Annotated in this window: 18 protein-coding genes and 2 tRNA genes; 5 read left to right on the top strand and 15 right to left on the bottom strand. The window is 73.9% G+C overall.

Annotated features, from left to right (window positions below; all coding sequences use genetic code 11):
• Positions 1-272 precede the first annotated feature (272 nt).
• From rsrA to FHU37_RS16310, 3 genes are all read right to left on the bottom strand, one after another.
• The gene (gene rsrA, locus FHU37_RS28285) at positions 273-503 is read right to left on the bottom strand and encodes a mycothiol system anti-sigma-R factor (RefSeq protein WP_312892776.1); all 231 of its coding nucleotides are present in this window, start codon (positions 501-503) and stop codon (positions 273-275) included.
• A gap of 224 nt (positions 504-727) precedes the next feature.
• A complete protein-coding gene (locus FHU37_RS16315; protein WP_246449929.1) occupies positions 728-1,510 on the bottom strand; it encodes a sigma-70 family RNA polymerase sigma factor in 783 nt (260 codons plus the stop codon).
• 225 nt (positions 1,511-1,735) lie between these two features.
• Complete coding sequence (locus tag FHU37_RS16310; RefSeq protein ID WP_179814905.1) at positions 1,736-2,536, bottom strand: SOS response-associated peptidase; 801 nt, start codon at positions 2,534-2,536, stop codon at positions 1,736-1,738.
• A 124-nt stretch (positions 2,537-2,660) separates the two neighbouring features.
• Here FHU37_RS16310 and FHU37_RS16305 point away from each other — a divergent pair, with 124 nt between their 5' ends.
• The 4 genes from FHU37_RS16305 to hisN all read left to right on the top strand — a co-directional run bounded on the left by FHU37_RS16305 (position 2,661) and on the right by hisN (position 7,221).
• The gene (locus FHU37_RS16305; protein WP_179814904.1) at positions 2,661-3,380 is read left to right on the top strand and encodes a M50 family metallopeptidase; all 720 of its coding nucleotides are present in this window, start codon (positions 2,661-2,663) and stop codon (positions 3,378-3,380) included.
• A 128-nt stretch (positions 3,381-3,508) separates the two neighbouring features.
• Entirely contained in the window at positions 3,509-4,861 is a 1,353-nt protein-coding gene (aroA, locus tag FHU37_RS16300) for a 3-phosphoshikimate 1-carboxyvinyltransferase (RefSeq protein ID WP_179814903.1), read from the top strand.
• A 13-nt stretch (positions 4,862-4,874) separates the two neighbouring features.
• A complete protein-coding gene (gene rsgA, locus FHU37_RS16295) occupies positions 4,875-5,993 on the top strand; it encodes a ribosome small subunit-dependent GTPase A (RefSeq protein WP_179814902.1) in 1,119 nt (372 codons plus the stop codon).
• A 418-nt stretch (positions 5,994-6,411) separates the two neighbouring features.
• Positions 6,412-7,221, top strand: coding sequence for a histidinol-phosphatase (hisN, locus tag FHU37_RS16290; protein WP_179814901.1), 810 nt, complete (start codon positions 6,412-6,414; stop codon positions 7,219-7,221).
• A 237-nt stretch (positions 7,222-7,458) separates the two neighbouring features.
• On the opposite strand, the gene FHU37_RS16285 is transcribed toward hisN, so the two are convergent.
• Complete coding sequence (locus FHU37_RS16285; protein WP_179814900.1) at positions 7,459-8,940, bottom strand: catalase; 1,482 nt, start codon at positions 8,938-8,940, stop codon at positions 7,459-7,461.
• A 176-nt stretch (positions 8,941-9,116) separates the two neighbouring features.
• Between FHU37_RS16285 and FHU37_RS16280 the strand changes: the two genes are divergently transcribed.
• Positions 9,117-9,536 carry a Fur family transcriptional regulator gene (locus FHU37_RS16280; RefSeq protein ID WP_179814899.1) on the top strand — a complete coding sequence of 140 codons (420 nt, stop codon included), beginning with the start codon at positions 9,117-9,119 and terminating at the stop codon, positions 9,534-9,536.
• A 52-nt stretch (positions 9,537-9,588) separates the two neighbouring features.
• On the opposite strand, the gene FHU37_RS16275 is transcribed toward FHU37_RS16280, so the two are convergent.
• The 11 genes from FHU37_RS16275 to pstA form a co-directional block, all read right to left on the bottom strand.
• Positions 9,589-11,259 carry a tetratricopeptide repeat protein gene (locus FHU37_RS16275; RefSeq protein ID WP_246450964.1) on the bottom strand — a complete coding sequence of 557 codons (1,671 nt, stop codon included), beginning with the start codon at positions 11,257-11,259 and terminating at the stop codon, positions 9,589-9,591.
• A 1,107-nt stretch (positions 11,260-12,366) separates the two neighbouring features.
• Complete coding sequence (locus FHU37_RS16270; RefSeq protein WP_179814898.1) at positions 12,367-13,176, bottom strand: hypothetical protein; 810 nt, start codon at positions 13,174-13,176, stop codon at positions 12,367-12,369.
• Between the two features lie 209 nt (positions 13,177-13,385).
• A tRNA-Met gene (locus FHU37_RS16265) sits at positions 13,386-13,462 on the bottom strand.
• 467 nt (positions 13,463-13,929) lie between these two features.
• A tRNA-Met gene (locus FHU37_RS16260) sits at positions 13,930-14,003 on the bottom strand.
• An 87-nt stretch (positions 14,004-14,090) separates the two neighbouring features.
• Positions 14,091-15,026, bottom strand: a complete 936-nt coding sequence (locus tag FHU37_RS16255) for a phosphate ABC transporter ATP-binding protein (RefSeq protein ID WP_179814897.1) — start codon at positions 15,024-15,026, stop codon at positions 14,091-14,093.
• A 65-nt stretch (positions 15,027-15,091) separates the two neighbouring features.
• Positions 15,092-16,087: a sortase gene (locus FHU37_RS16250; protein WP_179814896.1), complete on the bottom strand. Its 996-nt coding sequence runs from the start codon at positions 16,085-16,087 to the stop codon at positions 15,092-15,094.
• Between the two features lie 144 nt (positions 16,088-16,231).
• Complete coding sequence (locus FHU37_RS16245) at positions 16,232-17,758, bottom strand: hypothetical protein (protein WP_179814895.1); 1,527 nt, start codon at positions 17,756-17,758, stop codon at positions 16,232-16,234.
• Positions 17,759-17,938: 180 nt separating this feature from the next.
• Positions 17,939-18,859 carry a type 2 periplasmic-binding domain-containing protein gene (locus FHU37_RS16240; protein WP_179814894.1) on the bottom strand — a complete coding sequence of 307 codons (921 nt, stop codon included), beginning with the start codon at positions 18,857-18,859 and terminating at the stop codon, positions 17,939-17,941.
• 203 nt (positions 18,860-19,062) lie between these two features.
• A complete protein-coding gene (locus FHU37_RS16235) occupies positions 19,063-21,798 on the bottom strand; it encodes a hypothetical protein (RefSeq protein ID WP_179814893.1) in 2,736 nt (911 codons plus the stop codon).
• Complete coding sequence (gene pstS / locus FHU37_RS29040; RefSeq protein ID WP_179814892.1) at positions 21,795-23,585, bottom strand: phosphate ABC transporter substrate-binding protein PstS; 1,791 nt, start codon at positions 23,583-23,585, stop codon at positions 21,795-21,797. Before pstS ends, FHU37_RS16235 begins: the two co-directional genes overlap by 4 nt.
• 29 nt (positions 23,586-23,614) lie before the next feature.
• Positions 23,615-24,928 carry a phosphate ABC transporter permease PstA gene (gene pstA / locus FHU37_RS16225; RefSeq protein WP_179814891.1) on the bottom strand — a complete coding sequence of 438 codons (1,314 nt, stop codon included), beginning with the start codon at positions 24,926-24,928 and terminating at the stop codon, positions 23,615-23,617.
• Position 24,929 lies beyond the last annotated feature (1 nt).

Genomic DNA, 24,929 nt, shown 5'->3' with positions numbered 1-24,929 from the left:
AGCCTGGTCCACACGGCACCCAGGGGGACGGATGGGACGCCGCACGCCGGAACGTTCCGTCAGACGTCGTGGGACGCTTGGCGGTTGCCGTTTCCCCAGGTTCTCATGAGGGCGCGACTCGGCGCATCACGCTGTCCGAAAAAGGTGCATACCAGGCACGACCCGCCGATAAGCGGCCCCGCCCGATCACCGCGCGCTCACCGCGCGATCAGTCGACGATCACGGCCGGCGGCCTGCCACCGCGGCCGGCGGCCACTGCGGCAGGCCGGCCGTCAGGTCTGCTCCCGGCGCTCCCGGCGGATCGTCTCCAGCCGCCGCAGCACCTTCTCCCGCAGGTCCACCGGCACCTCGTCACAGCCGCAGGAGCGGCGCACCAGGGTCTTCACCACCTGCTCCAGGCCGTACGTCTCCAGGCAGGGCGAGCACTCGTCGATGTGCTGCCGCATCCGGGCGTAGTCGCCCTGCGGCATCTCGTTGTCGAGGAACTCGTAGAGGTGGTCGATGACGTCCCGGCAGTGCGTCCCGTCGCTCGTCGTCGGCTCGGCCGCCTTCGGCTCCGCCGTCTTCGGCTGCGAGCCGCCGGCCGGCGGCTCCACCGCCGCCGCCTCCGCCCGCTCCGCGGTCGGGGACGGCTCGACGGCCCGCGGCTCCACGGCGGCCTGCTCCACGGTCGGCGTGTGGCCGAGCGCGGTACCCCCGGGGGTGCTGGTGATGTCCTTCTTGGTGCTCATGCGCCCGAGCCCTTCCGCTGGTCCCCTGCCGCCGCCGCCACCGGCTCGGTGGAGGGCAGCAGCCCGCGCTCCCGTGCGTAGTCCTCCAGCAGCTCCCGGAGCTGACGGCGCCCGCGGTGCAGCCTGGACATCACCGTACCGATCGGTGTGCCCATGATGTCCGCGATCTCCTTGTACGCGAACCCCTCGACATCGGCGAGGTACACCGCGATGCGGAAGTCCTCCGGGATGGCCTGCAGGGCCTCCTTGACGTCGGAGTCGGGCAGGTGGTCGAGGGCCTGCGCCTCCGCCGAACGCAGACCGGTCGACATGTGCGACTCGGCGCGCGCCAGCTGCCAGTCCTCGATCTCCTCCGTGCCGCTGCGCTGCGGTTCCCGCTGCTTCTTGCGGTAGGAGTTGATGTAGGTGTTGGTGAGGATCCGGTACAGCCAGGCCTTGAGGTTGGTGCCCTCGCGGAACTGGTGGAACGAGGCGTACGCCTTGGCGAACGTCTCCTGGAGGAGGTCCTCGGCGTCGGCCGGGTTGCGGGTCATCCGCATGGCCGCCGAGTACATCTGGTCCAGGTGTTCCAGCGCGTCCCGCTCGAACCGCGCGTTGCGCTCCTCGGACGTCTCGGCGATCGACGCCGCCCGCTCGGCCTCCGCGCCGTCGCCCGCGTCACTCGCGGACCGGTTCTCGGCCTGCTCGTCCGTGCCGCCGACCGGACCCACCTCCCTCAGCCCGGGCCCGCCACCCAGTGCGGCGGGATCCGAGTGGGAGGATATAGCGACTTCGGACATATCGCCCGCGGACCACTCCGCCCACGGCAGGTCGGCCGATAGCGGTCGGGTGGCTGGTCGCGTGCGGGTCAGCATCTGCGGTGCCTCCGGATCTGGACGCGGGCGGCCCGATCGGACCACCACGGTGACACCCTGCACAACGGCCGCGTCCCGCGCGCTATTCCCCGCCCCGCTCCCCCGCCGTCCACGGCCCCGCCGGCGCGCCCCTCGGCCCGCCGGGCGCCTTCAGAACAGCCGCTCCTCCACCACCGGCTCGATCAGCTCCGGCCCGTTGTTGCGCACGCTGTTCACCGCCGTGGACACCGGGTGCGCGGTGAGCAGGCCGGGATCGTCCGGCACCAGCAGCCCGCGCAGCTCCTCCGGATCGGTGCGGGTCGGGTCCAGCCACGCCTCCCAGCGGTCCGGCGCCAGCTCCAGCGGCATCCGCGGGTGGATCCGGCCCAGCTGGGCGCCCCGGCCCTCGGTGGGCGCGTCGGTGGTCAGGATCGTGCAGGTCCACAGCCAGGACCGCGGATCGTCCTTGGGCAGCTCCGGGTCGCGCCAGAACTCGTACAGCCCGGCGAACGCCAGCGGCCGGCCGTCCGCCCGGGAGATCCAGTACGGCTGCTTGCGGCCCGGCCCGCGCTTGGCGTCCGTCTGACCCGGCACCAGCCGGGCCTCCCACTCGTAGTAGCCGTCGGCCGGGATCAGGCAGCGGCGGGCCGCGAAGGCACGGCGGTACGCGGGCTTCTCGTGCACGCTCTCCGAGCGCGCGTTGAACATCCGCGCCCCCACCGAGACGTCCTTGGCCCACGACGGCACCAGCCCCCAGCGCAGCGGACGCAACTGCCGCACCGGCCGCCCGCCGGGCCCCCCGGACTCCTGGGTCGGGCGCTCCAGCACCGCCCAGACCGGCTTGGTGGGGGCGACGTTCCAGTCCCGCTCGGGAACCGGAACGGCCTGGTCGGCGTCGTCCACTAGGCGCTCCACCGCGAAGTGTTCGACCAGTTCGTCGGGAGCGCGCCCGGATGCGTAGCGTCCGCACATGGCGCCAGCTTAGTTGGCTCGCTCCGTCCCTCGACCCACTCGCCGGCGGGCCCCCGTAGCCTCGGGGCGCCGGGCCGGAGCGGACGGCCGGCACGAGCAGGAGGACACGAGCAGGAGGAGGAGCATGGACGCCGCCACCCTCGTCGACGTCTGGGAGCAGGTGATCGGCTCCCAGCCCGAGCCGCCCCGCTGGCTGGTGCTGGCCACCGGCGCGCTGGCGCTCACCCTGGTGCTCGTCCGGCCTGCCTGGCGGGTCATGCGCAACACCGCCACCATCGCCCACGAGGGCGGCCACGCGCTGGTCGCCGTGGCGAGCGGACGCCGGCTCGCCGGCATACGCCTGCACTCCGACACCTCCGGCCTGACCGTCTCCGCCGGCCGCCCGCACGGCGTCGGCATGGTGCTGACGACCGCCGCCGGCTACCCGGCGCCCTCCCTGCTCGGCCTCGGCGGCGCCTGGCTGCTGTACACCGACCACATCACCGCGCTGCTCTGGATCACCGTGGCGGCCCTGGCCGCGCTGCTGGTCATGGTGCGCAACGCCTACGGCGCGCTCTCCCTGGTGGTCACCGGCGGCGTCTGCTTCGCCGTCTCGTGGTTCGCGGACGCCGGGATCCAGGCGGCGTTCGCCTACCTCGCCGTGTGGTTCCTGCTGTTCGCGGGGGTGCGGCCGATCCTGGAGCTCCAGGGCCTGCGGCGGCAGGGGCGGGCGCCGGACTCCGACCCGGACCAGCTCGCCGGACTCACCGGCGTGCCGGCCGGGCTGTGGGTGGCGCTCTTCCTCGCCATCACCGCCGGCTGCCTGTTCACCGGCGGCGGCTGGCTGCTCCAGCTCGGCCGCTGACCCGCCCCGGCCCCACCCCGCCCCGCCCGTCGCACCGGGTGGCCCCGGCCGGAGGGCCGCCGACCGCCGTGGCCCGGCGGCGTGGTCGCGCACGCCGGCCGCCCAGCCCGGGCAAGTAGGCTTTCCCCATGCCCGACTCTCTGTGGACAGCCCCGCTCGCCGCCGGACCGGTCGACGCCACCGTCACCGTCCCCGGCTCCAAGTCGCTGACCAACCGCGCGCTGGTCCTGGCGGCGCTGGCCGCCGAGCCCGGCTACGTGCGCAAGCCGCTGCGCAGCCGCGACACCCTGCTGATGGCGGCGGCGCTGCGGTCCCTCGGGGTGGGCATCGAGGAGGTGCCGGGCTCCGCCCCCGGCGCCGGCGACGACTGGCGGGTGATCCCCGGGCAGCTGCGCGGGCCGGTCTCCGTGGACGTCGGCAACGCCGGCACGGTGATGCGCTTCCTCCCGCCGGTGGCCACCCTGGCCGACGGCCCGGTCTCCTTCGACGGCGACCCGCGCTCCCACGAGCGCCCCCTCGGCTCGGTGATCGAGGCGCTGCGCGCCCTCGGCGCCCGGATCGAGGACGACGGCCGCGGCGCGCTGCCGCTGACCGTGCACGGCACCGGCGGCCTCGACGGCGGCACGGTCACCGTGGACGCCTCCTCGTCCTCCCAGTTCGTCTCCGCCCTGCTGCTGTCCGGGCCGCGCTTCAACCGGGGCGTGGAGGTGCGCCACGCCGGCGGGCGGCTGCCCTCCCTGCCGCACATCCGGATGACCGTGGAGACGCTCCGCGCCGCCGGCGCCCGGGTGGACGCGCCGGAGGACGGCGGCGAGCCGGACGTGTGGCGGGTGGCCGCCGGCGCGCTGCTCGGCCGCGACGTCACCGTGGAGCCGGACCTGTCCAACGCCGCGCCGTTCCTGGCCGCCGCGCTGGTCACCGGCGGCCGCGTGGTCATCCCGGACTGGCCCGCCCGCACCACCCAGCCCGGCGACGACCTGAGGGAGATCTTCACCCGGATGGGCGGGTCCTGCGAGCTCACCGACGCCGGGCTGGTGTTCTCCGGCACCGGGCGGATCACCGGCATCGACGCCGACCTCGGCGACGTCGGCGAGCTGACCCCGGTCATCGCCGCCGTTGCCGCGCTGGCCGACTCGCCGTCCACCCTGCGCGGCATCGCCCACCTGCGGCTGCACGAGACCGACCGGCTGGCCGCGCTGGCCAAGGAGATCGGCGACCTCGGCGGCGAGGTGGCCGAGACCGAGGACGGGCTGCGGATCACCCCCCGCCGGCTGCGCGGCGGCGTCTTCCACACCTACGAGGACCACCGGCTGGCCACCGCCGCGGCCGTGCTCGGCCTGGTGGTGGAGGGCGTGCAGGTGGAGAACGTGGCCACCACCGCCAAGACCCTGCCGGACTTCCCCGGCCTGTGGACCTCCATGCTGGCCGGCGGTCCGGCCACCTCGAGCACGACGCCACCGGCGGGGGCAGGAGGGAACTGAGCGGGACCCGACGATGCGCCGCTACGACAGCTCCTCCGACGAGGACGACATCCGCGTCCGCCCGGGACGCCGGGGCTCCCGCCCCCGCACCCGGACCCGCCCCAAGCACGAGGACGCCGCCTTCGGCCACGTGCTCACCATCGACCGGGGGCGGCTGACCTGCCTGGTGGACGGCCGCGAGGTCGTCGCCATGAAGGCCAGGGAGCTCGGGCGCAAGGGCGTGGTGGTCGGCGACCAGGTGGCGCTCGTCGGCGACCTCAGCGGCGACGAGGGGACGCTGGCCCGCATCGTGCGGGTGGAGCCGCGCGCCTCCACCCTGCGCCGTACCGCGGACGACGACGACCCGTTCGAGCGGGTGATCGTGGCCAACGCCGACCAGCTGGCCATCGTGATCGCCCTGGCGGACCCGGAACCGCGGCCGCGGCTGATCGACCGCTGCCTGGTGGCGGCCTACGACGCCGGGCTGGAGCCGCTGCTGGTGCTCACCAAGGCGGATCTCGCGCCGGCCAAGCCGCTGCTGGACGTCTACGCCCCGCTGGGCGTGCGCCACGTGGTGACGGCGCACGGCCTGGACAGCGGGACGGGTTGGGACGCCGAGGACGGCGCCGTCCCGGACGGCGAGGCCACGGGCGGCGAGGCCGCGGAGGAGGACGGCCGGGTCACCGAGGCGGGCATGCGGGCCCTGCTGCGCGGACGGGTGACCGTCTTCGTCGGCCACTCCGGGGTGGGCAAGACGACGCTGGTCAACGCCCTGGTGCCGGGAAGGGCCCGGGCCACCGGCCGGGTCAACGCGGTCACCGGACGCGGACGGCACACCACCACCTCCGCGCTCGCCCTGCCGCTCGCGGAGGAGGCCGAGCGGGCCGGGGCGCCGGGCGACCCCGAGGGCGCCGGCTGGGTGATCGACACGCCCGGGGTGCGCTCCTTCGGCCTGGCCCACATCGATCCCTCGCGCGTGATCCACGCCTTCCCCGACCTGGAGGAGGGCACGGCGGACTGCCCCCGCGCGTGCAGCCACGACGAGCCGGACTGCGCCCTGGACGCCTGGGTGGCCGAGGGCCACGCCGACCCGGCCCGACTCCACTCGCTGCGCCGCCTGCTGGCCTCCCGCGAACGCCGCGAGGGCGATTGACCCCCGGGCGCCGGGCGAGCGCGGCCGAGCCCTCCACTGCCGGGGGGATGGGCGGGCGCGGCTGATCCCCCCACTGCGGGGCGGGCACGCACGGGCGGGGTGCCTGATCCCCCACTGCGGGCACGGGCACGGCCGGGGTGGCTGATCCCCCCCACTGCGCGGGCGGGGCGCGGCCGGGGGGACGGGCCGCGCCAATGCCGAGGCCGCGCCCGACGGGCCCTCAACCCCCCCTTGGGGGGCTTTCGGACCCCCTTCTTCAGGATTTCATGGGGCGATGACCGCCCGCAGCCACCCGCGCGCGTCCTGTGGACAACTCGGGATTGAGCCATGACAACTCCCGGGGAGCGGCCGGGAGGGCGGCAGCCGTCATCCCTTACAGCCGTGATCCCTCGTGGCGGTGATCCCTTAGGGTCGGGGCATGACTGCCACCTCCGACGGCTACCTGGACGACCTGCGGCTGGCCCACGTGCTGGCCGACACCGCCGACGCGGTCACCCTCGAACGCTTCCGGGCCCTCGACCTCACCGTCGAGACGAAGCCCGACATGACCCCGGTCAGCGACGCCGACCGCGCCGCCGAGGAGCTGATCCGGGGCGCGCTGTCCCGGGCCCGCCCGCGGGACGCCGTGGTCGGCGAGGAGTTCGGCAGTCAGGGCCGGGGGTCCCGCCGCTGGATCGTCGACCCGATCGACGGCACCAAGAACTACGTGCGCGGCGTCCCGGTGTGGGCCACCCTGATCGGGCTGGTGGACACCGGCCCGACCGGCCAGGAGGAGGTCGTGGTCGGCCTGGTCTCCGCCCCCGCGCTGGGCCGCCGCTGGTGGGCGGCGAAGGGCCTGGGCGCCTACACCGGGCGGTCGCTGACCTCCTCCAGCAGGATCTCGGTGTCCTCGGTCTCCTCGCTCGCCGACGCCTCCTTCGCCTTCTCCGAGGTCCCCGAGTGGGAGAAGGCGGGCAAGCTGGACGCCTTCCTGGACCTCGGCCGGGCGGTCTGGCGCACCCGCGGCTACGGCGACTTCTGGCCCTACATGATGGTCGCCGAGGGCGCGGTGGACATGGCCTCCGAGCCGGAGCTGGAGGTGTGGGACATGGCGCCGCTCGGCGTGATCGTCGAGGAGGCCGGCGGCCGGTTCACCGACCTGGCGGGCCGGCCGGGCCCGTGGGGCGGGAACGCCGCCGCCTCCAACGGCCTGCTCCACGACGAACTGCTGGGGTACCTGGGCGACTGACGCCCGTAACCCGGGCGCACCGCCCCGGGCAACCGGGCGCACGGCCCCGGGCAACCGCGCGCGGCCTGGCAACCGGGCGCGCGGCCCCGGGCGCCGCCTCCAGGCACACGACGGGGCCCCGGGTGGCGGATCGGAATCCGCCACCCGGGGCCCTGGACGTTCCCGGTCGGCCGCGGCGGCCGGACCGACCGCGGCGACCTGGCCGCCCGCGGTCAGTGCCGGCCGCTCAGCACCGGATCACAGACCGGCGCGGCGCTCCTTGACGGCCGCCTCCAGGCGGGCGCCGTACTCCTCGTCGGCCTGGCGGAAGTTGTTGATCGCCCGGGCGACGATGTCCTCGCGGTCCTTGGAGACACCGGCGATGGCGTTGGCCAGGTTGTTGATCAGGCGCGCCTTCTCCTCCTCCGACATCAGCCGGTAGAGGTTGCCCGCCTGCACGAAGTCGTTGTCCTCGGCGTGCAGCGGGGCGGCGTGGTTGCCCGCGGTGCCCTGGACCGGGATCTGCGCCCAGAGCCGCTCACCGGTCTGCGACGGGCCGCCGAAGCTGTTCGGCTCGTAGTTCTTGGCCCGGCCGTGCCGGCCGTCGTACATCGCGCCGTCCCGGCCGTGGGTCTTGGCGATGGTGGCGTGCGGCTGGTTCACCGGCAGGTGGTCGGCGTTGACGCCGACGCGGTAGCGGTGGGCGTCCGCGTAGGCGAACAGGCGGCCCTGGAGCATCTTGTCCGGGGACGGGCCGATGCCGGGCACGAAGTGCGCGGGGCTGAAGATCGCCTGCTCGACCTCGGCGAAGATGTTCTCCGGGTTGCGGTTGAGCTCCAGCTTGCCGATCTCGATCCGCGGGAAGTCCTTCTGGGACCACACCTTGGTGAGGTCGAAGGGGTTGAAGCGGTAGGTCTTGGCCTGCTCCGGCGTCATGATCTGCACGGAGACGGTCCAGGACGGGAACTCGCCGCGCTCGATGGCCTCGCGCAGGTCGCGCTGGTGGGAGTCCGGGTCCTTGCCGGCCAGCACGTCGGCTTCCTCGGCGGTGAGGTTCTTGATGCCCTGGTCGGTCTTGAAGTGGTACTTCACCCAGACGTAGTCGCCCTCGGCGTTCATCCACTGGTAGGTGTGGGAGCCGAAGCCGTCCATGTGGCGGTAGCTGGCCGGGATGCCGCGGTCGCCGTGCAGCCAGGTCACCTGGTGGGTGGACTCGGGCGACAGGCCCCAGAAGTCCCAGACGTTGTCCGCCTCCTGCGAGCCGGTGTACGGGTCGCGCTTCTGGGTGTGGATGAAGTCGGGGAACTTCGAGGCGTCCTTGATGAAGAACACCGGGGTGTTGTTGCCGACGAGGTCGTAGTTGCCCTCCTCGGTGTAGAACTTCACCGCGAAGCCGCGGGGGTCACGGACGGCGTCCGCCGAGCCCAGGCTGCCGGCCACGGTGGAGAAGCGCAGGAAGACCTCGGTCTGCTTGCCGATCTCCGACAGGAACTTGGCCTTGGTGTACTTCGTCACGTCACCGGTCACCGTGAACGTGCCGTAGGCCCCGGCGCCGCGGGCGTGCACCACGCGCTCCGGAATCCGCTCACGGTTGAAGTGGGCCAGCTTCTCGAACAGGTACTGGTCCTGGAAGAGGAGCGGGCCGCCGACGCCGGCGGTCTCGGTGTTCTGGTTGTCCGCGACCGGCGCGCCCGCCTCGGTGGTGAGCGTTCCGGACGCGTACTCGTCCTGGGCAGTCATGTAGACCTCATCGACTCTCGGGTGAGTGCTGGCGGGTGGACGCTGCCGGCGAGACCGGCCGACGACGCCGCAGCAGATACTACCTTGGACAAAGTCCAAGTCAACGCCACTCAGAGTGACACATAGCATCGAGATTTGGATTGAGTCCAAGTAGCGACAATGCTACCGTCATTTACATGACTGACCTGTTGGAGCGACTGCGCGCACGCGGATGGAGGCTGACCGCCCAGCGCCGCGTGATCGCGGAGGTGCTGGACGGCGAGCACGTGCACCTGACCGCGGACGAGGTACACGTCCGCGCCGTCGAGCGCCTCCCCGAGATCAGCCGCGCCACCGTCTACAACACCCTGGGCGAGATGGTCTCCCTGGGTGAGGTGATGGAGGTCGGTACGGACGGCCGCGCCAAGCGGTACGACCCCAACGCGCACCGCGCGCACCAGCACCTGGTCTGCTCCAGCTGCGGCCTGATCCGCGACGTCCACCCGGCCGGCGACCCGCTCAGCGCGCTGCCCGAGGGCGAGCGCTACGGCTTCCGGCTCTCCGACGTGGAGATCACCTACCGCGGCATCTGCCCCGGGTGCGCCGGCGGCGGGTGACCAGCCCGTCGGCGGGTGACCAGTCCACCCGCCGACCGGCTGACCGCACCGGTCACGCCGACCGGGTGATCTCCGCCCGGAGCACCTCCAGCAGACGACCGGCCCGCTCGGCGACCTCCGCCGGGCCGGCGTCGGTGGCACGGACGCACCACTGCTCGGCCCGGGGCAGGTCCCCCTGGCGCCCGGCCAGCAGCGCCATCCGCAGCGCCGCCCGACCGTGCCCCTTCTCCGCGGCCGCCGTGTACCACAGCGCCGCCTCCCGCTCGTTGCCCCCGCGGGCCAGCAGCAACCCCAGGTTGAACGCGCCCACCGCGCTGCCGGCCTCCGCGGCCCGCCGGTACCAGCCCTCCGCGGCCCGCTCGTCCCCGCGCCGCGCGGCCAGCACCCCGACCCGCACCTGTGCCCGGTCGTGCCCGGCCTCGGCGGCCTGCCGGTAGAACCGCTCCGCCTCCATCTCCGCGCGCTGCCCCTCCCGGCCGTCCAGCAGCGCGCCCAGCCGGAAGGCGCCCTCGGCCGAACCGGCGGCCGCGGCCTGCCGGTAGCGCCGCTCGGCGTCCTCCACCCGCCCCTCCCGCTCCGCGATCAGGCCGAGCTGGTGCGCGGCCTCGCCGTGACCGGCGTCGGCCGCCTGGGCGTACCACTCCTCGGCCTTGGCCTCCTCGCCGCGCGCCATGTGCAGGATGCCCAGGTTGAACGCCGCGTCCACGCTGCCGGCCTCGGCCGACCGGGAGAACCACGGCTCGGCCCCGGCCGAGTCGCCGCGCTGCATCAGCAGCACCGCCAGCGCGTTGGCCCCCTCGCCGTGCCCGGCGTACGCGGCCCGCCGGAACCACTGCTCGGCGGCGCCGGCACGCCCCTGCGAACCGCACAGCAGGCCCAGGTTGAACGCGCCGTTGATGTCCCCGGCGTCCAGCGCCGCCTTGTACCACTCCTCCGCGCGCTCGTCGTCGCCGCGCCCGGCGCACAGCGCGCCCAGGGCGTTGGCCGCGTTGCCGTCCCCGGCCTCGGCGGCACGGCGCCACCACAGCTCGGCACCCGCCTCGTCGCCGGCCTCCTGGAGCAGGAAGCCCAGCGCCCGCGCGGCACGGGTCTCCCCCGCCCGGGCCGCCTCCCGGTACCAGTGCACCGCCTGCTCGACCTGGCCGCGCTGCTCCAGCAGCACGGCCAGCCGCAGCGCGGCACGGCGGTGCCCGCGCGCGGCGGCCTGCCGGTACCAGGACTGCGCGTCCGCGTCGCCCCGCGCCTCCAGGGTGCGGGCCAGCCGGAACGCCGCCTCCCGGTGGCCGCCCTCGGCGGCACGCCGGAACCAGCGCTCCGCGCGCACGTCGCGACGGTGCTCCAGCAGGTCGGCGTAGGCGAAGGCGCCGCGCTCGTGCCCCTGCTCGGCCGCGGCCCGCAGCCAGTACTCGGCCCCGGCGTCGTCGCCGCGCTCGCGCAGGTGCCCGCCGAGCGCGTGCGCGGCGGCGGCGCTGCCGGCCACGGCGGCCGAGCGCCACCACTCGGCGGCCTCGTCGGCACGCCCGCGCCGGTACAGCAGCACGCCCAGGTTGTTCGCGGCGGCCCGGGAACCGGCGGCGGCGGCGCGCCGCAGGTGCGGCTCGGCCTCCTCCAGCCGGCCGCGGCGCAGCAGCAGGGCGCCGAGCATGCTGGTCGCGTGCCGGTCGCCGCGTTCGGCGCCGGCGCGGTAGCGGGCCTGGAGGGCTTCCTCCTCACGGGCGGCCAGCTCCTCCTCGAAGGAGCCGGAGGCGCGGCCGGCCGCGCCGGGCTCGCCCTCCTCGCCGGAGACCGTCTCCGGCCCGTCGGCGTGCTCGCCGCCGGAGCCGTCGCCGAAGCCCGTCCCGGCGGAGCCGTGCCCGCCCGTGCCGGTGGCCGGCGGGCCGACCAGCGGGTCGTCGAGGTCGTCGTCGGTCAGCCGTCCGCCCTGGTCGGGCACGACGGAGAGGTGCTCGGCGATCCGGCGCACGCCGCGCAGCCGGCGCGGGAAGCCCAGGAGCGGCCGCCGGCCGGTGTCGTCGGCATCCTCGCGGGCGCCGCCGCGGGAGGCGTCGCCTCGGGCGGGGCCGGCGACGGCCGGCTCCGGGTCGAGGTCGGCCGGGTCGTAGCCGCGGTCGTCCGCGCCCCAGCGGCCGTCGGCGTCCGCCCCGAGGGGGGCGCGCCGCTGGCCGGGCAGCCCGGACTGCGCGCGCCGCTCGGCCCGCCGGGCCTTCCCGGCGGCGTCGGCCCGGGCGTCGGCCGAGCCCGCGACCGGCTCCGTGGCCGGGCGCTCGGTCCGGTCCCCGGCGCTCTGCTGGAGCCCGGCCGGAGTGGGCCGGACCCCGCTCGTGCCGCCGCCCGACCGGTCGTCAGTGGTGTGTCGGATGTTGTCGGTTGTCTCCTCGTCATCCCGGGCAGGGGTGCGTACGGCCCCGGCCCGCGCGGCGGCCGCACGCCGCGCACGGGCCTCCCCGCGGGCCCGGCGCACGTCGCCCGACTCCACATCTACCCCCATATGTCCATCGTGGCACCGAATGCCACCCGAGTACACCTCGTATCCCGCAACACGCGGTGTCTCTTCGGAGGTTTATCGACTTCCCGACATGTAAGTATCCCAAACGCCTCTTCAGCAGCACCGCTCCACCGTTCCCGTACTGTCACCGTCTCGTCCCGGTGGTGTGACAGACACCTGATGACGAGTCAGTCCGCTGCCGCGGCACTACGGGAGGTGATCACGGGGCCGGCGCGTCGACCACGCCTTCACCCGAAGGTGGGAATGCGTGTCCGGCGCGCCACAACCCCGTCTATGACGATTTGTCGACACAACAGGGTTGCCCGGGAGCCGCCACCGACCCGGCTACCGACCCGCTGGTGCGGCCGGTGGCTGCTCGGCCAGCCTAGGCAGCAGCTCCGACATGCCGAGCGAGTCGAACACCGAGGTGAGGATCTCGAGCACCATCGCCTGCTCCTCGGGGGTCAGGTCGCACCACTCGTCGACCTCGGACCCCGTCCCGGCCGGCCCGGAGCTCAGGGCGTCCGGGCCGGGCACGCCGTCCTCGGTGCCGGCCGGAACGAGGCCGGCGGAACCGAGCGGGCCCGACGAACCGGACGAGCCGGAGGAACCGGGCAGCGTGGAGGCGAGCGGGTCGTCGGCCTCGCCCCCGGGACAGTCGCCGGACGTCCCGCCCGTCGACGCCGGCCCCGAGGGGTCGCCGTCCCACGTCTCCGGGCCGGCCTGCCCGGCACCCCCGCCGTGGTCGGCCGGCCAGGCCGGCCGACCGGTGTCCTGGACCACCTCGTCCAGCAGGGTGGTGAGGTCGGGGATCAGCGGCTGGTCGGAGTGCGCGGTCTCCGCGCCGCCGCCCAGCCCCCACAGATGGGCGACGATTCCGTTCAGGGAGTTGTCCAGCCCGCTCAGCTGCTGCTCCAGCCGCCCCATCAGCTCCGTGACGCGCGGATCGTTCGGGTCGGTGATGACCTCCGTCTCGCCGTTCTCGGAGATCACCGCGTTGGTGTCCCGAGTCGGCCGCGAGGCCGCGGGACGTTCCTCGTCGTCGGACGCGGCCACCACGGGCGTCGCCGCGACGCCCACACCCAGCAGGACCGCCGCCGTGGCGGCGGCGAGGGTGCGGCCACGCCCGTCTGTGCGGCGTCGGTTGGTAACCATGTGTCTTCCTCCAGTCGGTTGCCCCCGGTGGCGAGGACGGGTCCGGCCAGGCGACCTCATCACCGTCCGAGGTCGCCCCACTCCGACGTGTAGACCGATCTGGAGGCATTCATACGCTTATCGGTGCGGATTTCACTCCCCCGGCGGGGAGCACGGGCCCGAATGCAGTAGGGCCCGGTCCTGGATACCAGGACCGGGCCCTACTGACGTGGTAGCGGGGACAGGATTTGAACCTGCGACCTCTGGGTTATGAGCCCAGCGAGCTACCGAGCTGCTCCACCCCGCGTCGGTGATACCGACTCTACCCCATGCCACCCGAGCGACCGCAAATCGGTATCCCCGCCGCGCCACCCCCCGGCTGCGGCGCCGCGCCGGAGGTCGGCCGTCGGGGCCACGCCACGGCCGCGGCGCTCCGCCAGGAACATGCCACCGTCAAGCCGAGGAACCGGCCATTGGTCTGGGGGGACCCCCTTTCTCAGGATCCCACGGGGTGGCAACCGAGCGCAGCCCCCCATGTGCGGCCTGTGGATAACTCCGGCCTCGGCCGGCGCGGGACGGCCGGCGGGGCGGGAGAGCGGGGGGACAGGCAAGCAGGGCGGGGACAGGAAGGAGGGAGGGAGGGAACAGCAGGGGAAGGCAGAAGGGAAAGGGCAGAACGGGGCAAGGGAGACGGGCGGAAGACCAGAACGGCAGGAGGCCGGAACGACGTTGGGCCGGTAACCGTGATCAGGGTTACCGGCCCAACGTCTCTCGTAGCGGGGACAGGATTTGAACCTGCGACCTCTGGGTTATGAGCCCAGCGAGCTACCGAGCTGCTCCACCCCGCGTCGTAATTCCAGTCTAGCACCCCGCCGCCGTACCCCCGCGCGGCGACGTGCCGGCGCGGGGACACGGGGCGTGGGCGACGTCGGGAATCACCCGAAGCGTCCGTTCACGTAGTCCGCGGTGCGCGGGTCCGCGGGGTCGTTGAACATCGCGTCCGTGGGCCCGTGCTCCACGATCACGCCCGGGGTGCCCTGCTCCGCCAGGAAGAACGCGCACTGGTCGGAGACCCGGTTGGCCTGCTGCATGTTGTGCGTCACGATCACGATGGTGACCTCGCTGGACAGCTCCGCGATGGTCTGCTCGATGCGCCGGGTGGAGGTCGGGTCCAGCGCCGAGCAGGGCTCGTCCATCAGCAGCACCCGCGGCCGCACCGCCAGCGAGCGGGCGATGCACAGCCGCTGCTGCTGGCCGCCGGAGAGCGCCCCGCCGGGCTGCCGGAGCCGCCCGGCCACCTCCTTCCACAGCCCCGCCTTGGCCAGGCACTCCTCCACCAGGGCGTCCTTGGTGTCCCGGTCGGCGCGCACGCCGGTCATCTTCAGCCCGGCGAGCACGTTGTCGTAGATCGACATCGCCGGGAACGGGTTCGGCTTCTGGAAGACCATGCCGATCTGCCGGCGGGCCTGGGTGATCCGGCGCGACGGGTCGTAGATGTCCTCGCCGTCGATCAGCACCTCGCCGGCCAGCGTGGCCGACGGGATCATCTCGTGCATCCGGTTGAGGATCCGCAGGAACGTGGACTTGCCGCACCCGGACGGGCCGATCAGCGCGGTCACCCGGCCCGCGGGCATGGTGAGCGAGACCCGGTCCAGCACCTTGCGGTCACCGAACCAGGCGGAGATCTCCCGGGCGTCCAGCGTGGCGGCCTGGGACGCCTGGGCGTCGGCCGGCCGCGGGATCCCGACGGCCGGCGCGGGGGCGTCCTGCTTCGCCGGGGCGGCCGGGGCCACCGCCGGGAGGACGGCGGTCTCGGCCGCGGGCGAGACCGGCACGGAGGCGGCGGGGCTGTGCTGAGCGGGACTGGTCATGTGGCGTCTTCCTCGTCGTCGAGCGGCGCCCGACCGCCGGCCGGGTGGCGGCCGGCGGGGGCGGGTCAGAGCAGGTTGGGCAGCAGCAGGGCGGCGGAGTCGGCGACGGTCAGGCCGAGCGCGAGGAGCACGGGCACGCCGATGAGCCACGCCTGGGTGGCGCCACGGCGCCGGTGCAGCCAGACCACCGCCACGGCCGCCAGCACGAGCGCCTGGAGCCACAGCACCAGCGCCCACATCCCGCCGGTGTCGGTGGCGAGCGCGTCCTCTTCCTCGGGGGCCGAGCCCGGCTGGATCAGCTGGCCCGACGTCTCCATGACCGCGCTGGTGAGGTCGGCGTCCACGTACAGCGCGTCCTCGGGCACGAAGGGGGTGTCCACCTCGGCGGTGATGAGGGTGAGCCGGCCGGCGCCCTGCTCCGGCGGGGCGGGCACCGGGTCCCCGGCGCGGCGCACCCCGATCACCTCGTAGGTGTGCTCGCCCTGGCCGGTGGTGACGGTGAAGGCGTCGCCGGCCCGCAGCTCCTCGATGCGGTTGAACGGGCCGCCGTAGGCGTCGTGGCGCCCCATCAGGGTGGACATCCCGGGCTGGCCGGGGAACGTGGTGTCCCGCCGGTGGCCGGGGCCGGAGCGCAGGGTGGCGCCGTCGGTGCCCTCGAAGACGACCTCGCGCACGCCGATCTGCGGGATCTCGATGACCGCGACCGCCGTGCCGACCGGCACCAGCTTTCCGTCGAAGTCCTGCTGGGAGACCGGGGCGATGCCGGCGGCCAGCTCGAATCGGAAGTCGGCCCAGGCGAGCTGCTGGTCCCGGTTGTGCTGGAGGCCGGAGACCACGGTGAGGTGGGCCACGAAGCCGATCAGCAGCGCCCCGAGAATGGTGAGCGCCGTGCCCGGGAGGTAGAGGGCCAGGTGGCCGCGGACGGCTGGCGGTGGCTGCGTGCCGTGCGCGGGCCCCTTCGGCGCGGTGGGCGGGGCGGGCGCCGGTGCCCTGGGCGGCGCGGGGACGGGTGCGGCGGCCGGGGGTCTGGCCGCCGCCGGCGGCGGGGTGGTGAGAGTCATGGAGCTGTCCCCCGGGGGTCGGGTCTTGAGCGGGTTCGGGAGTCGGGACGGAACGCCGCCGCCCGTGCCGCCCGGGGACACCGGGCGGCACGGGCCGGAGGGGCGGTGGCGCGCGTGCGTCGTCAGGGGCGACGCGGCGCGGGGTCAGTCACGGCCGGCGCCGAGGGCCGACGGCCACGTCCCCATGCGGCGGGAGTGGAAGACGAACGCCGCGCCGAAGGCCACGAGCAGCAGCGCGCCGATGCCCACCGGGGTCATCGAGGTGCCGGTGTTGGCGAGTGCGCCGCCGCCGCTGCCGCCGGTCGCGGAGCCGGAGGTGGAGCTCCCGGTGCCGCCGGTGGTCTGCGGCTGAACGGTGTTGCCGGTGCTGCCGGCCGTCCCGGTGCTGCCGCTGGCGCTGCCGTCGGTGCCGCTGCTGTCGGTGCCGCTGCTGTCGCCGCCCTCGTTCTCGTTGCCCTCGTCGTCGTTGCCCTGGTTGTCGCCGCCCTCGTTCTCGCTGCCCTCGTTGTCGCCACCCTGGTTGTCGTTGCCCTGGTCGTCGTTGCCGCTGCCGGGGGCCACCACGACGAAGGGCACGGTGACGGAGTGCACGTCGGTGGCGAAGGTCAGTTCGTGCCGCTGGAGCGACAGGTCGGTCGGGACGGTGTACTCGAACGCCGCGGCGCCGTCCGCGTCGGCGGTCGCGGTGCCGATGCGCTCGGTGACGGCGTCGATCCGCACGTCCACCTCGGACTCGGCCACGAAGCCGTTCGCGGTGACGGTGACCCGCTGGCCCTGCTCGAGCCGGGGTTCGGTGCCGAGGTCCGTGCCGTCGGCGTCGACCACGGTGTAGGTCTGCGGGCGGCGCGTGACCGTCACCGTGACCGTGCCGGAGGAGGGCCCGTAGGCGGCGAGGTCGTCCGGCACGAAGTCGATCTCGACCGTCTGCTCCATGGAGTCCTCGCCCGGTGCCATGACCTGGGCCCGCATGTCGAAGGTGGCGGCGCCGTCCACGGCGGCCACGCCCTCCGTGGCGCCGTCCAGGAAGAAGGTTCCGGGCACCTCCGCCGGCTCGACGGTGGCGGTGACCGTGAAGGGGTCCCCGGCGAGGACGGTGGTCGGCTCGGCCTGCGCCGTGACGGTGGTGGCGGTGACCTCCCGCTCGGTGAGGATCTCGAAGACGCCGGTGATGCTCTGGTCCTGGTGCACGGTCGTGTCGATCCGCATCCGGTTGGTCACCTCCCAGTCCTTGGTGACCTCCAGGCGAGGCGGGCCGTCCGGCGAGAACACCAGCTGCGTGCAGCGGACCAGGACGTCGAAGGTGCCGTCCAGTTCGCCCCGCCAGTCCGCGCCGGCCGCCAGGTTGACCGGGGTGTTCGGGTCCGGCGCGGCGAAGTCCAGGTTGGCCAGGTCCATGCCACCCAGGGCGACCGTGAAGAGCTGCCGGGCCAGGGGGATGGCGTCGGGGATGTCGAGTTCCACGGCGAGCTGGGTGCTGCCCTCCGGGCAGCTTCCCTGGATCCGGGTCTCGATGTTGGTATCGAAGTCTCCCTCGGTGACCGTGAAGGTGACGGCGTCCGGGGTCTCGGCGGCCGCCCGCGACCCGAGCGCGACCATCCCGGCGGAGCCGAGGAGCAGCGCCAGCGACAACGCCGTCAGGCGCCGGAAAGCGCGAATGGAATCTGTTCTCATAGTGCGGTGGTCACTCTCGTTTCGTAGGAGCGGATATAACCGACCTTCCACACGGCGGCCGCCGTTCCGCGTGGTCGCGGGCGATCGGCGAATTTCCGTCCGGAGTGCGGCGGAAAACGCCAGGGGCACGGGGCGGCCCTGGTGTTCCGGGCCGCCCCGTGCTCATCGGACGCTGGCGACTCAGCGGTTGCCGGTGGTCGCGACGCTGCCGCAGTCGGCCCGGGCGGTGAAGCCGAACAGGGCGACGTACGGGTCGGAGGCGATCGCCGTGCAGACCGCCGAGGAGGAGCCCACGAAGGTGTTGCGGATCGTGGTCTCACCCAGGCGGTTGGTCTTGACGACGTTGTAGACGGGGCGGGAGAAGGTGATGCTGCCGAGCGAGGTGCCCGTGCCGCGACGGTCGGCGACACCGGTCTGGGAGCTGTTGCTCTGCGCGGTCCACTGCGCCCGGGAGAACGGCGCGATGCCGTTGGCCTGGGTCACGACGGTGCCGTCGTGCTCCTGGACGGTGTCGACGACGCAGCCGGTGCCCTCGGAGGTGGTCTCCACCTGCGCCTCGGTCAGGCCGAGGGAGGAGAGCCAGAAGGAACGGGTACCGGAACCCGCCTGCGGCAGGTAGACGGTGTAGCCGCTGGTGCAGGCGTTGTCGTAGATGGAGGTCAGCTGCGCCGTGGTCAGGCTGGAGGAGACGCCGCTGCCCTTGATGTAGGTGACGCGGTCGGTGGCGAAGGGGATGAAGGTCAGGTTGGTGCCGGCGGTCGCCACGCCGCGGGAGGAGCGGGCGAAGTCGAGGCACCCGGCGGTGTCGGCGATCAGCGCGTCGATGCCGGCGCTGGAGCCGTTCGGGCGGGGCAGGTCCTGGCAGGCCGCGGCGGACTTGGTGTCGATCGTGGCGGAGCCGGTCGCGTTGTAGGAGCCGATCACGGTGCCGCCACCCACGACGGTGCCGAGGGCGTTCAGGACGTCCTGGGTGGTGTCCGAACCCACGCCGGCCACCGGACGGTAGCCGGTCGGGTCGGCGGTGGCGGTGCCGGCCGTGCCGACGGCCAGGGTCAGGGCGGCGGCACCGGCCGCGAGGGTGGCGACGAGCTTGTTACGCATTTTCGATCCTCCGGGTGGAGATGAAAGTGCTCGACGAATGTGCTCGGCAATGACGCGATATCCGCGTCATTTTCGCGCGAACCGACCTTTCCGATCCGCACATCTTCACTCTGTGCGGACTCCGTCAACCCGGATCCACGCCAACATGAACGCCAGATGTCAGCTGCCGGTCTCTTTTTCTCTTTCTTATTCCGCGCTGTGCGTCAACTCGGTGCGGCGGCGGATCGGGGGCCTGGACGTTCGGCCGCCGCGAGCGTTCCGCTCGCCGTCTCCCGGGCGAGCCGGGTGAGTATGGGGCCGGCCACGACGGCGAGCGCGCCGGTGACCGCGCAGATCCACAGCGCCAGCCGCAGTCGGCCGAGGGGGTTCGCCGGGGTCTGCGCCACGGTGGTGGCGGCCGTCGTCCCGCCCTCGCCGCCGTCCGGGCCGGTGGCGGCCGGCGCGGTGGAGGGCGACGGGGAGCCGCCACCGGCCGCCGCGCCGTCACCGCCGCCCGCGCCGGTCGATCCCCCGCCGGTGCCGCCGGTGGTACCGGCGCCGGCGCCGCCGACCGACTGGGGTGCGGCTCCGCCGTCGCCGCCGCCGGCCGGGGAGGAGCCGCCGGTCCCGGGGGGCGGCGAGCCGTCGCCCGGAGTGGGGTCGCCGCCGGGCTCGACCGGATCCGGGCAGGCGTCCTCGTCGCGCAGGCACTCCACGGTGGCCATGGCCTGTTCGACCTCCGCCTCGGGCAGCGGCACGTAGCCGGGCGGCAGCTGCCCCTCCCGCACGCCGGGCACCTGCCCGTCCCCCACCGCGTACTCCAGGAAGTCCGCGTACTCGCCACGGGTCCGGTCGTCGAGACGGGTGCGGTTGACGCCCGCGTAGGTGAGCATGGTGAGCGGGTAGGCGCCCTCCGCCTCCGCCTCCGGATCCACCTGCCTGACCCCGGGCACGGGCGAGTCGACCATCGCGGCCACCCCGGCGCGCAGGGACTCCTCGGTGGGCGCCACGTACTCGCCGGCGGCGTTGAGCAGCTCCGCCGTCTGCAGGCCGTAGCGGTGCGCGGAGGCGGTGTCGGTGAAGGTGATGACCAGGTGCTTGTCGCGGGCCTGCGGGCCCATGGCCTTCCACCGCTGGGGCGGCTGGGGCTCCCAGGAGGCGTTCCGGTTGTTGTCGCCGCGGCGGGCGTAGTAGGCGGCCTCGCGGAAGTCGTCCACGTAGGCGGACCAGTTGCTCAGGCAGAGCGGGATGGGGATGAGGTCCGTCCTCGGCTGGCAGCCGGGGTCGTTCTTGGGGATGCCGTCCTGCGGCAGCGCCATCTCCAGGTAGGTCGGGTTGACGACGTAGCCTGCGGGGTCGGGCTCGCCGTCCAGCCAGGCGCGGGCGTCCGGGTCGGCGTCGATCCAGCGCCACAGGGCGGTCACCGCGTCGGTGCGGGCGATGGAGACGACCATGTCGGCGGCCCCGTCGTGACCGGTGAGCCCGGCGAAGTGCGGGTTGATCGCCTGGAACTCCGGGTCGGCGAAGAGGTGTTCCGGGTTGCCGCGCAGGTAGTCGCTGCCCCCGGGCGAGGAGCTGCGGTAGAACTGGGTGAGCAGCTTGGCCACGAGCCGTGGGGTGAGCCGCATCCGCTCCATGTACTGGCCGCGGCGCGCGGTGATCTCCTCGGAGGCGCCCAGCGCGGGGTTCACCACGATGTTGAAGGCGACGGTGGCGCCGGACAGGGCGACCGGCGCGTAGGAGACCCGCTGGCCCTCGGGGAGCATGGCCGGGTCCAGGGGTTCGGTGGCGAACGCCATGCCGGGCGCGCTGTCCGAGGTGCTGGCCAGGGTGGAGCGGGCGACCCCGTCGGCGTTGCTGGTGTAGCCGTACACGGTGTCGGTGGTGCGGCACATGTGCGCCTGCCAGGAGACGGTCGCCTCGGCGACCAGCTCGCTGCCGGTCATCCGCCGCTCGTCGGCGCCGAGTTCGCAGGCCGACTCGACCGATCGGAAGGACAGCGGGAAGACCAGGCGGTGCTGCCAGTTCGACAGCGACAGCGGAGAGCTGTGCAGGATGCTGGAGGGCTCATCTCCGGCCATGTACGTGCCGTCGACCTCGTGCTCGCCGCGCGGCACGACCACCAGCCAGCAGTTCCGGGGCGTGGTGCCGCCGCCGGGCGCGCTGATCTCCTCGCCGCAGCCGAGTCCGGTGGCCTCACGGTCGGTCTGGACCTCGAAGTGCTCCAGGCCGGTGCCGTCGGCCGCGGTCCGGCCGAAGGCGATCTCGTTGGTGGTGTTCCGGTTGTAGTAGGGGTTGGTGTAGCTGCTCAGCGAGGGCTCGGCGCCGGAGGCGGGGCGGAAGCGCACCTGCGGGGTGACGTTGGGCACGGTGCCCGGGTCCGCGTCCGCCTCGGCGGAGCCGTAGCTGATGCCGCCCACACCGGCCCGCAGCTGCCCGGCCAGTGGTCCCTCGGTGTAGTACTCCTCCAGCGGGTCGGAGGCCACCCCGGGGGAGTTCCGGTGGCGGGTGATGTCCCGCAGCCACGCCTTGTCGCCGCCGGTGAGGTCCTCGGAGCTGCCCCACTGGCACTGGTCGCGCTCCGGCCCCTGCGGGCTGTCCCCCCAGCACTGCATGATCTGGAGGTAGTTGACGCCCATCGGCTTGATGCCGGGGCCGCGGGTCTCGGCGCCGCCGGTCCAGCTGACGGTGATGGCCTCGTTGATGAGGTCCTCGGTCTTGCTGACGGTGACCGACAGGTCCTCGAACTCGGTGCCGGCGGGGCCGTTCAGCGTCATGGCCGACTCGGTGGGCCCGCCCGGTGCGGCCTCGTCGGCCAGGGCGGGCGGCGTCGTCACGGCCAGGCCGGCTCCGGAGAGCAGCAGCAGGACGGCGCCGACGGCGCTGAGCGCCCGGCCGGCCGCCCGGGGCGTGCGGCGCCGTCCGGTGGTCCGGGTCCGCGGGTGCGTGGTGGTCGTCATGCCCGGCCTCCCCTGCGCGCCAGCCAGCGGGACACCGCCGGCGGGGCGACGATGACCGCGAGCATGAGGGCCGCGGCGAGGACCATGAGGGTGTGCCGGGTGCTCCAGCCGCCGGCCGTCTCCAGGGAGGTGGGGGTGGCCAGCACGATCTGTCCGGTGCCGGCGCCGCCGGTGACGCCGGCGGAGTCGTCGACGTAGGAGCCGGTGTCCGGGTCGTAGACGGGGCCGCTGGCCTGGTCGGTCGGGCCGCCGGTGGTGGCGCTGCCTCCGCCGTCGCCGCCCTCCGAGGAGCCGCCGTCCGCCGAACCGCCCGAGTCGGCGGAGCCGCCGGTCGTGCCGGAGCCCCCGTTGCCGCCGGTGGCCGCGCCCGAGCCGCCCGTGGTGCCGGAACCGGTGTCACCGGCGCCGCCGCCGCTGCCCGAGCCGTTCGAACCGCCGCCGCCGCCGCTGCCGGAGGCGTTGCCGCTCGGCCGGGTCGGGGTGCGGTTGCCGCCGGTGCCGTCGGTGCACTGCTGCGGGCCCTGCCGGTCGCAGGCCGCCGGCTGCGGCGCGTTGCGCGCCAGCGTGTTGGTGCCGTCGGGGGAGAAGGTCGGGTTGTTGCAGTTGCGGATGTTGATGTCCTCCTGCACCGCGCCGGGGATCCGCCGCACCTGCTCCATGGCGGCCTCCACCAGGTTGATCGGCAGCGGCGAGTAGCCGAGTTCCTCGGCCTGCTGCTGCCCCTGGCACAGGAACCAGTTGGCGAAGGAGCTGAGGGTGTAGCCCTTCTCCTCGGTGAAGATGCCCCGGACCGTGGTGGGCAGGATCATGTAGCTGTAGGAGGACAGCGGGTAGGTGCGCGGGTCGTCGTCCCGGTAGACGCCCTCCAGCTGCTGCGTCAGGTAGTCCGGGGAGTTCGGGTTCTCCTCGACCTCCGCCTGGAGCAGGCCGACGGCGACCGACTGGGCGGTGGGCTCGACGTAGTAGCCGGCCCGGTTGAGCACCTTCGCCACCGGGAAGCCGGCGTTGACGGCGTAGGAGTACTCGACGTAGGTGATGGCTCCCTCGCTGTGCGCCTGGCGGACGTAGCCCGCCACGCCGGTGGAGCCGTTCTGGCCCACGCCGCCGGGGACCTGCGGGTAGTAGGAGGTGAAACCGCAGTTGTCGCGGCCCAGCCGCTCGCAGAAGTCGCCCCAGACGTCCGGGTGTTCCGAGGCCATCCACTTGGTGAACTGGGCGGTGGTGCCGGAGCCCTCCGAGCGGTACACCGGGACGATCCGGCGGTTGGGCATCCGCAGCCCGGGGTTGTCCTCCTGGATCGCCGGGTCGGCCCAGGTGGTGATGGCGCCCGTGAAGATCTTGGCCAGGACCTCGCCGGACAGCCGCAGGTTGGTCACCTGCTGCCCGCCGATCTTGAGGTTGTACATGAAGGCGGTGCCGCCGGCCACGATCGGCATGTAGGCGTAGGTTCCGCGCTCCGGGCGCTCGACCGCCTCGCCCGGGAACTCGGGCTGGGTGACGAAGGGGATCTCGGAGACCGCGAAGTCCACCGAGCCGTTGAGGAACTGCTGACGGCCCTGGCTGGAGCCGACACCGGCGTAGTCGACGGTCATGCCGTACTGCTGGACGTTGCGGCGCCACTGGTCGAGCGCGTTCTGGCTCCAGGTGGACCCGGAGCCGCTGATCCGGGTGTAGTCCTGGGTGGCCGCCGCGGCCGTGCCGGCCGGCGCGAGCACGCACCAGCTGGTGAGCAGGGCGAGCAGGGCGGTCCACCGGCTCCGGCGACCGCCCGGACGGTTGGGGGACATCAGGGCTTTCTCCATGTCTGACGGGTGGTTCAGCGATCGGCCGGAGCGGCCGCGGGGCGTGACGGCGAGGCGGGTGCCTGGCCGCGCAGCCGGAAGCGTTCGACGTCGCGTTGCGAGGCGCGGGCCGCGCGGCGCTGCTGCCGCCGGCTCAGCTGACCGGCGCCCCGGCCGCCGAGGATGCGGGCGAACACGAAGAGCACCAGCACCAGCACCATGAGGGTGGCCGCCGTCCCGAAGCCGCGGGCGATCATCGTCGGCTCGGGGGAGCGGGTGAACTCGTAGGCGGCCAGCGGCAGGGAGATCATCGGGTTGCGGGCCGGGTCGAGGTTGAGCACGAGGCTGGAGCCGGCGGTGAGCAGCACCGGGGAGGTCTCGCCCACGCCGCGGGCCGTGCCGAGGATCACCGAGGTGGTCAGGCCGGAGCGGGCGGTGGGCAGCACGACGTGCCAGACGGTCCGCCACTGGGAGGCGCCGAGGGCCAGCGAGGCCTCGCGCAGGTTGCCCGGGACGAGCCGCAGGACGACGTCCGCGGCCCGGATGACGATCGGGAGCATCATCACCGTGATCGCCATGGAGGCGGCCAGGCCGGAGCGTTCCAGGCCGAGGGTGGTGATGAAGAGGGCGTAGACGAACAGGCCGGCCACGATGGAGGGCAGCGCGGTCATGGCCTCCGCGATGGTGCGGACGAAGCGGGCGAACCGTCCCCCGACCTCGCCGAGGAAGACGGCGCAGGTGATGCCGAGCGGGATGGTGATGGCCAGGGCGATGGAGATCTGGATCAGCGTGCCGACGATGGCGTGCTGGATGCCGCCCACGGAGAGCGGGTCCAGCGGTCCGGCCGGGCCCATGTCCTGGGTGAAGAAGTTCAGGTGGGAGAGCGCCTCCCAGCCCCGTGCCACGGTGAAGACGATCACCATGCCGAGGCAGATCAACAGCACGGCGGCGATCGCCTGGATGACGGCGGCCATCACCCGGTCGCGGACGGCCGGACCGTCCTCCTCCTGCATCACCAGCACGGCGTAGATGCCGAGGAAGAGCAGTCCGGCGACGACGAGGAAGCCCTGCCAGCCGTCGAAGGGCAGGATCCGGCCGAAGAGCAGCGCGGTGAGCGAGAGGGAGGCGGCCGCGGAGCCGAGGCGCAGGATCAGGTCGTCGCGGTCCAGGCCGCCGGTGGCGCGGCGGGTCGGCGGCGCGGCGGGCGCGTCGTGCGGGCGGTCCACCGCCGGGAGGACCGTGCGGCGGGTGGTCGCAGCCGTGGCCCGGGCCGTGGCCGGTGCCGGCTGGGCGGGGGCCGTGGGGTGGACGGCGGCGGCCCGGCGGTCGGAGATCTGCTCGGTGGTCATC

Origin of the sequence: Allostreptomyces psammosilenae (assembly GCF_013407765.1) — a bacterium.
Classification (GTDB): domain Bacteria; phylum Actinomycetota; class Actinomycetes; order Streptomycetales; family Streptomycetaceae; genus Allostreptomyces; species Allostreptomyces psammosilenae.
This window is presented reverse-complemented; position numbering and strand designations above follow the sequence as displayed.

Coding starts and splice junctions, on each gene's coding strand:
- FHU37_RS16315 (WP_246449929.1), bottom strand. CDS start 1,510: ATGTCCGAAGTCGCTATATCCTCCCACTCGGATCCCGCCGCACTGGGT.
- FHU37_RS16310 (WP_179814905.1), bottom strand. CDS start 2,536: ATGTGCGGACGCTACGCATCCGGGCGCGCTCCCGACGAACTGGTCGAA.
- FHU37_RS16305 (WP_179814904.1), top strand. CDS start 2,661: ATGGACGCCGCCACCCTCGTCGACGTCTGGGAGCAGGTGATCGGCTCC.
- aroA (WP_179814903.1), top strand. CDS start 3,509: ATGCCCGACTCTCTGTGGACAGCCCCGCTCGCCGCCGGACCGGTCGAC.
- rsgA (WP_179814902.1), top strand. CDS start 4,875: ATGCGCCGCTACGACAGCTCCTCCGACGAGGACGACATCCGCGTCCGC.
- hisN (WP_179814901.1), top strand. CDS start 6,412: ATGACTGCCACCTCCGACGGCTACCTGGACGACCTGCGGCTGGCCCAC.
- FHU37_RS16285 (WP_179814900.1), bottom strand. CDS start 8,940: ATGACTGCCCAGGACGAGTACGCGTCCGGAACGCTCACCACCGAGGCG.
- FHU37_RS16280 (WP_179814899.1), top strand. CDS start 9,117: ATGACTGACCTGTTGGAGCGACTGCGCGCACGCGGATGGAGGCTGACC.
- FHU37_RS16270 (WP_179814898.1), bottom strand. CDS start 13,176: ATGGTTACCAACCGACGCCGCACAGACGGGCGTGGCCGCACCCTCGCC.
- FHU37_RS16255 (WP_179814897.1), bottom strand. CDS start 15,026: ATGACCAGTCCCGCTCAGCACAGCCCCGCCGCCTCCGTGCCGGTCTCG.
- FHU37_RS16250 (WP_179814896.1), bottom strand. CDS start 16,087: ATGACTCTCACCACCCCGCCGCCGGCGGCGGCCAGACCCCCGGCCGCC.
- FHU37_RS16245 (WP_179814895.1), bottom strand. CDS start 17,758: ATGAGAACAGATTCCATTCGCGCTTTCCGGCGCCTGACGGCGTTGTCG.
- FHU37_RS16240 (WP_179814894.1), bottom strand. CDS start 18,859: ATGCGTAACAAGCTCGTCGCCACCCTCGCGGCCGGTGCCGCCGCCCTG.
- FHU37_RS16235 (WP_179814893.1), bottom strand. CDS start 21,798: ATGACGACCACCACGCACCCGCGGACCCGGACCACCGGACGGCGCCGC.
- pstS (WP_179814892.1), bottom strand. CDS start 23,585: ATGTCCCCCAACCGTCCGGGCGGTCGCCGGAGCCGGTGGACCGCCCTG.
- pstA (WP_179814891.1), bottom strand. CDS start 24,928: ATGACCACCGAGCAGATCTCCGACCGCCGGGCCGCCGCCGTCCACCCC.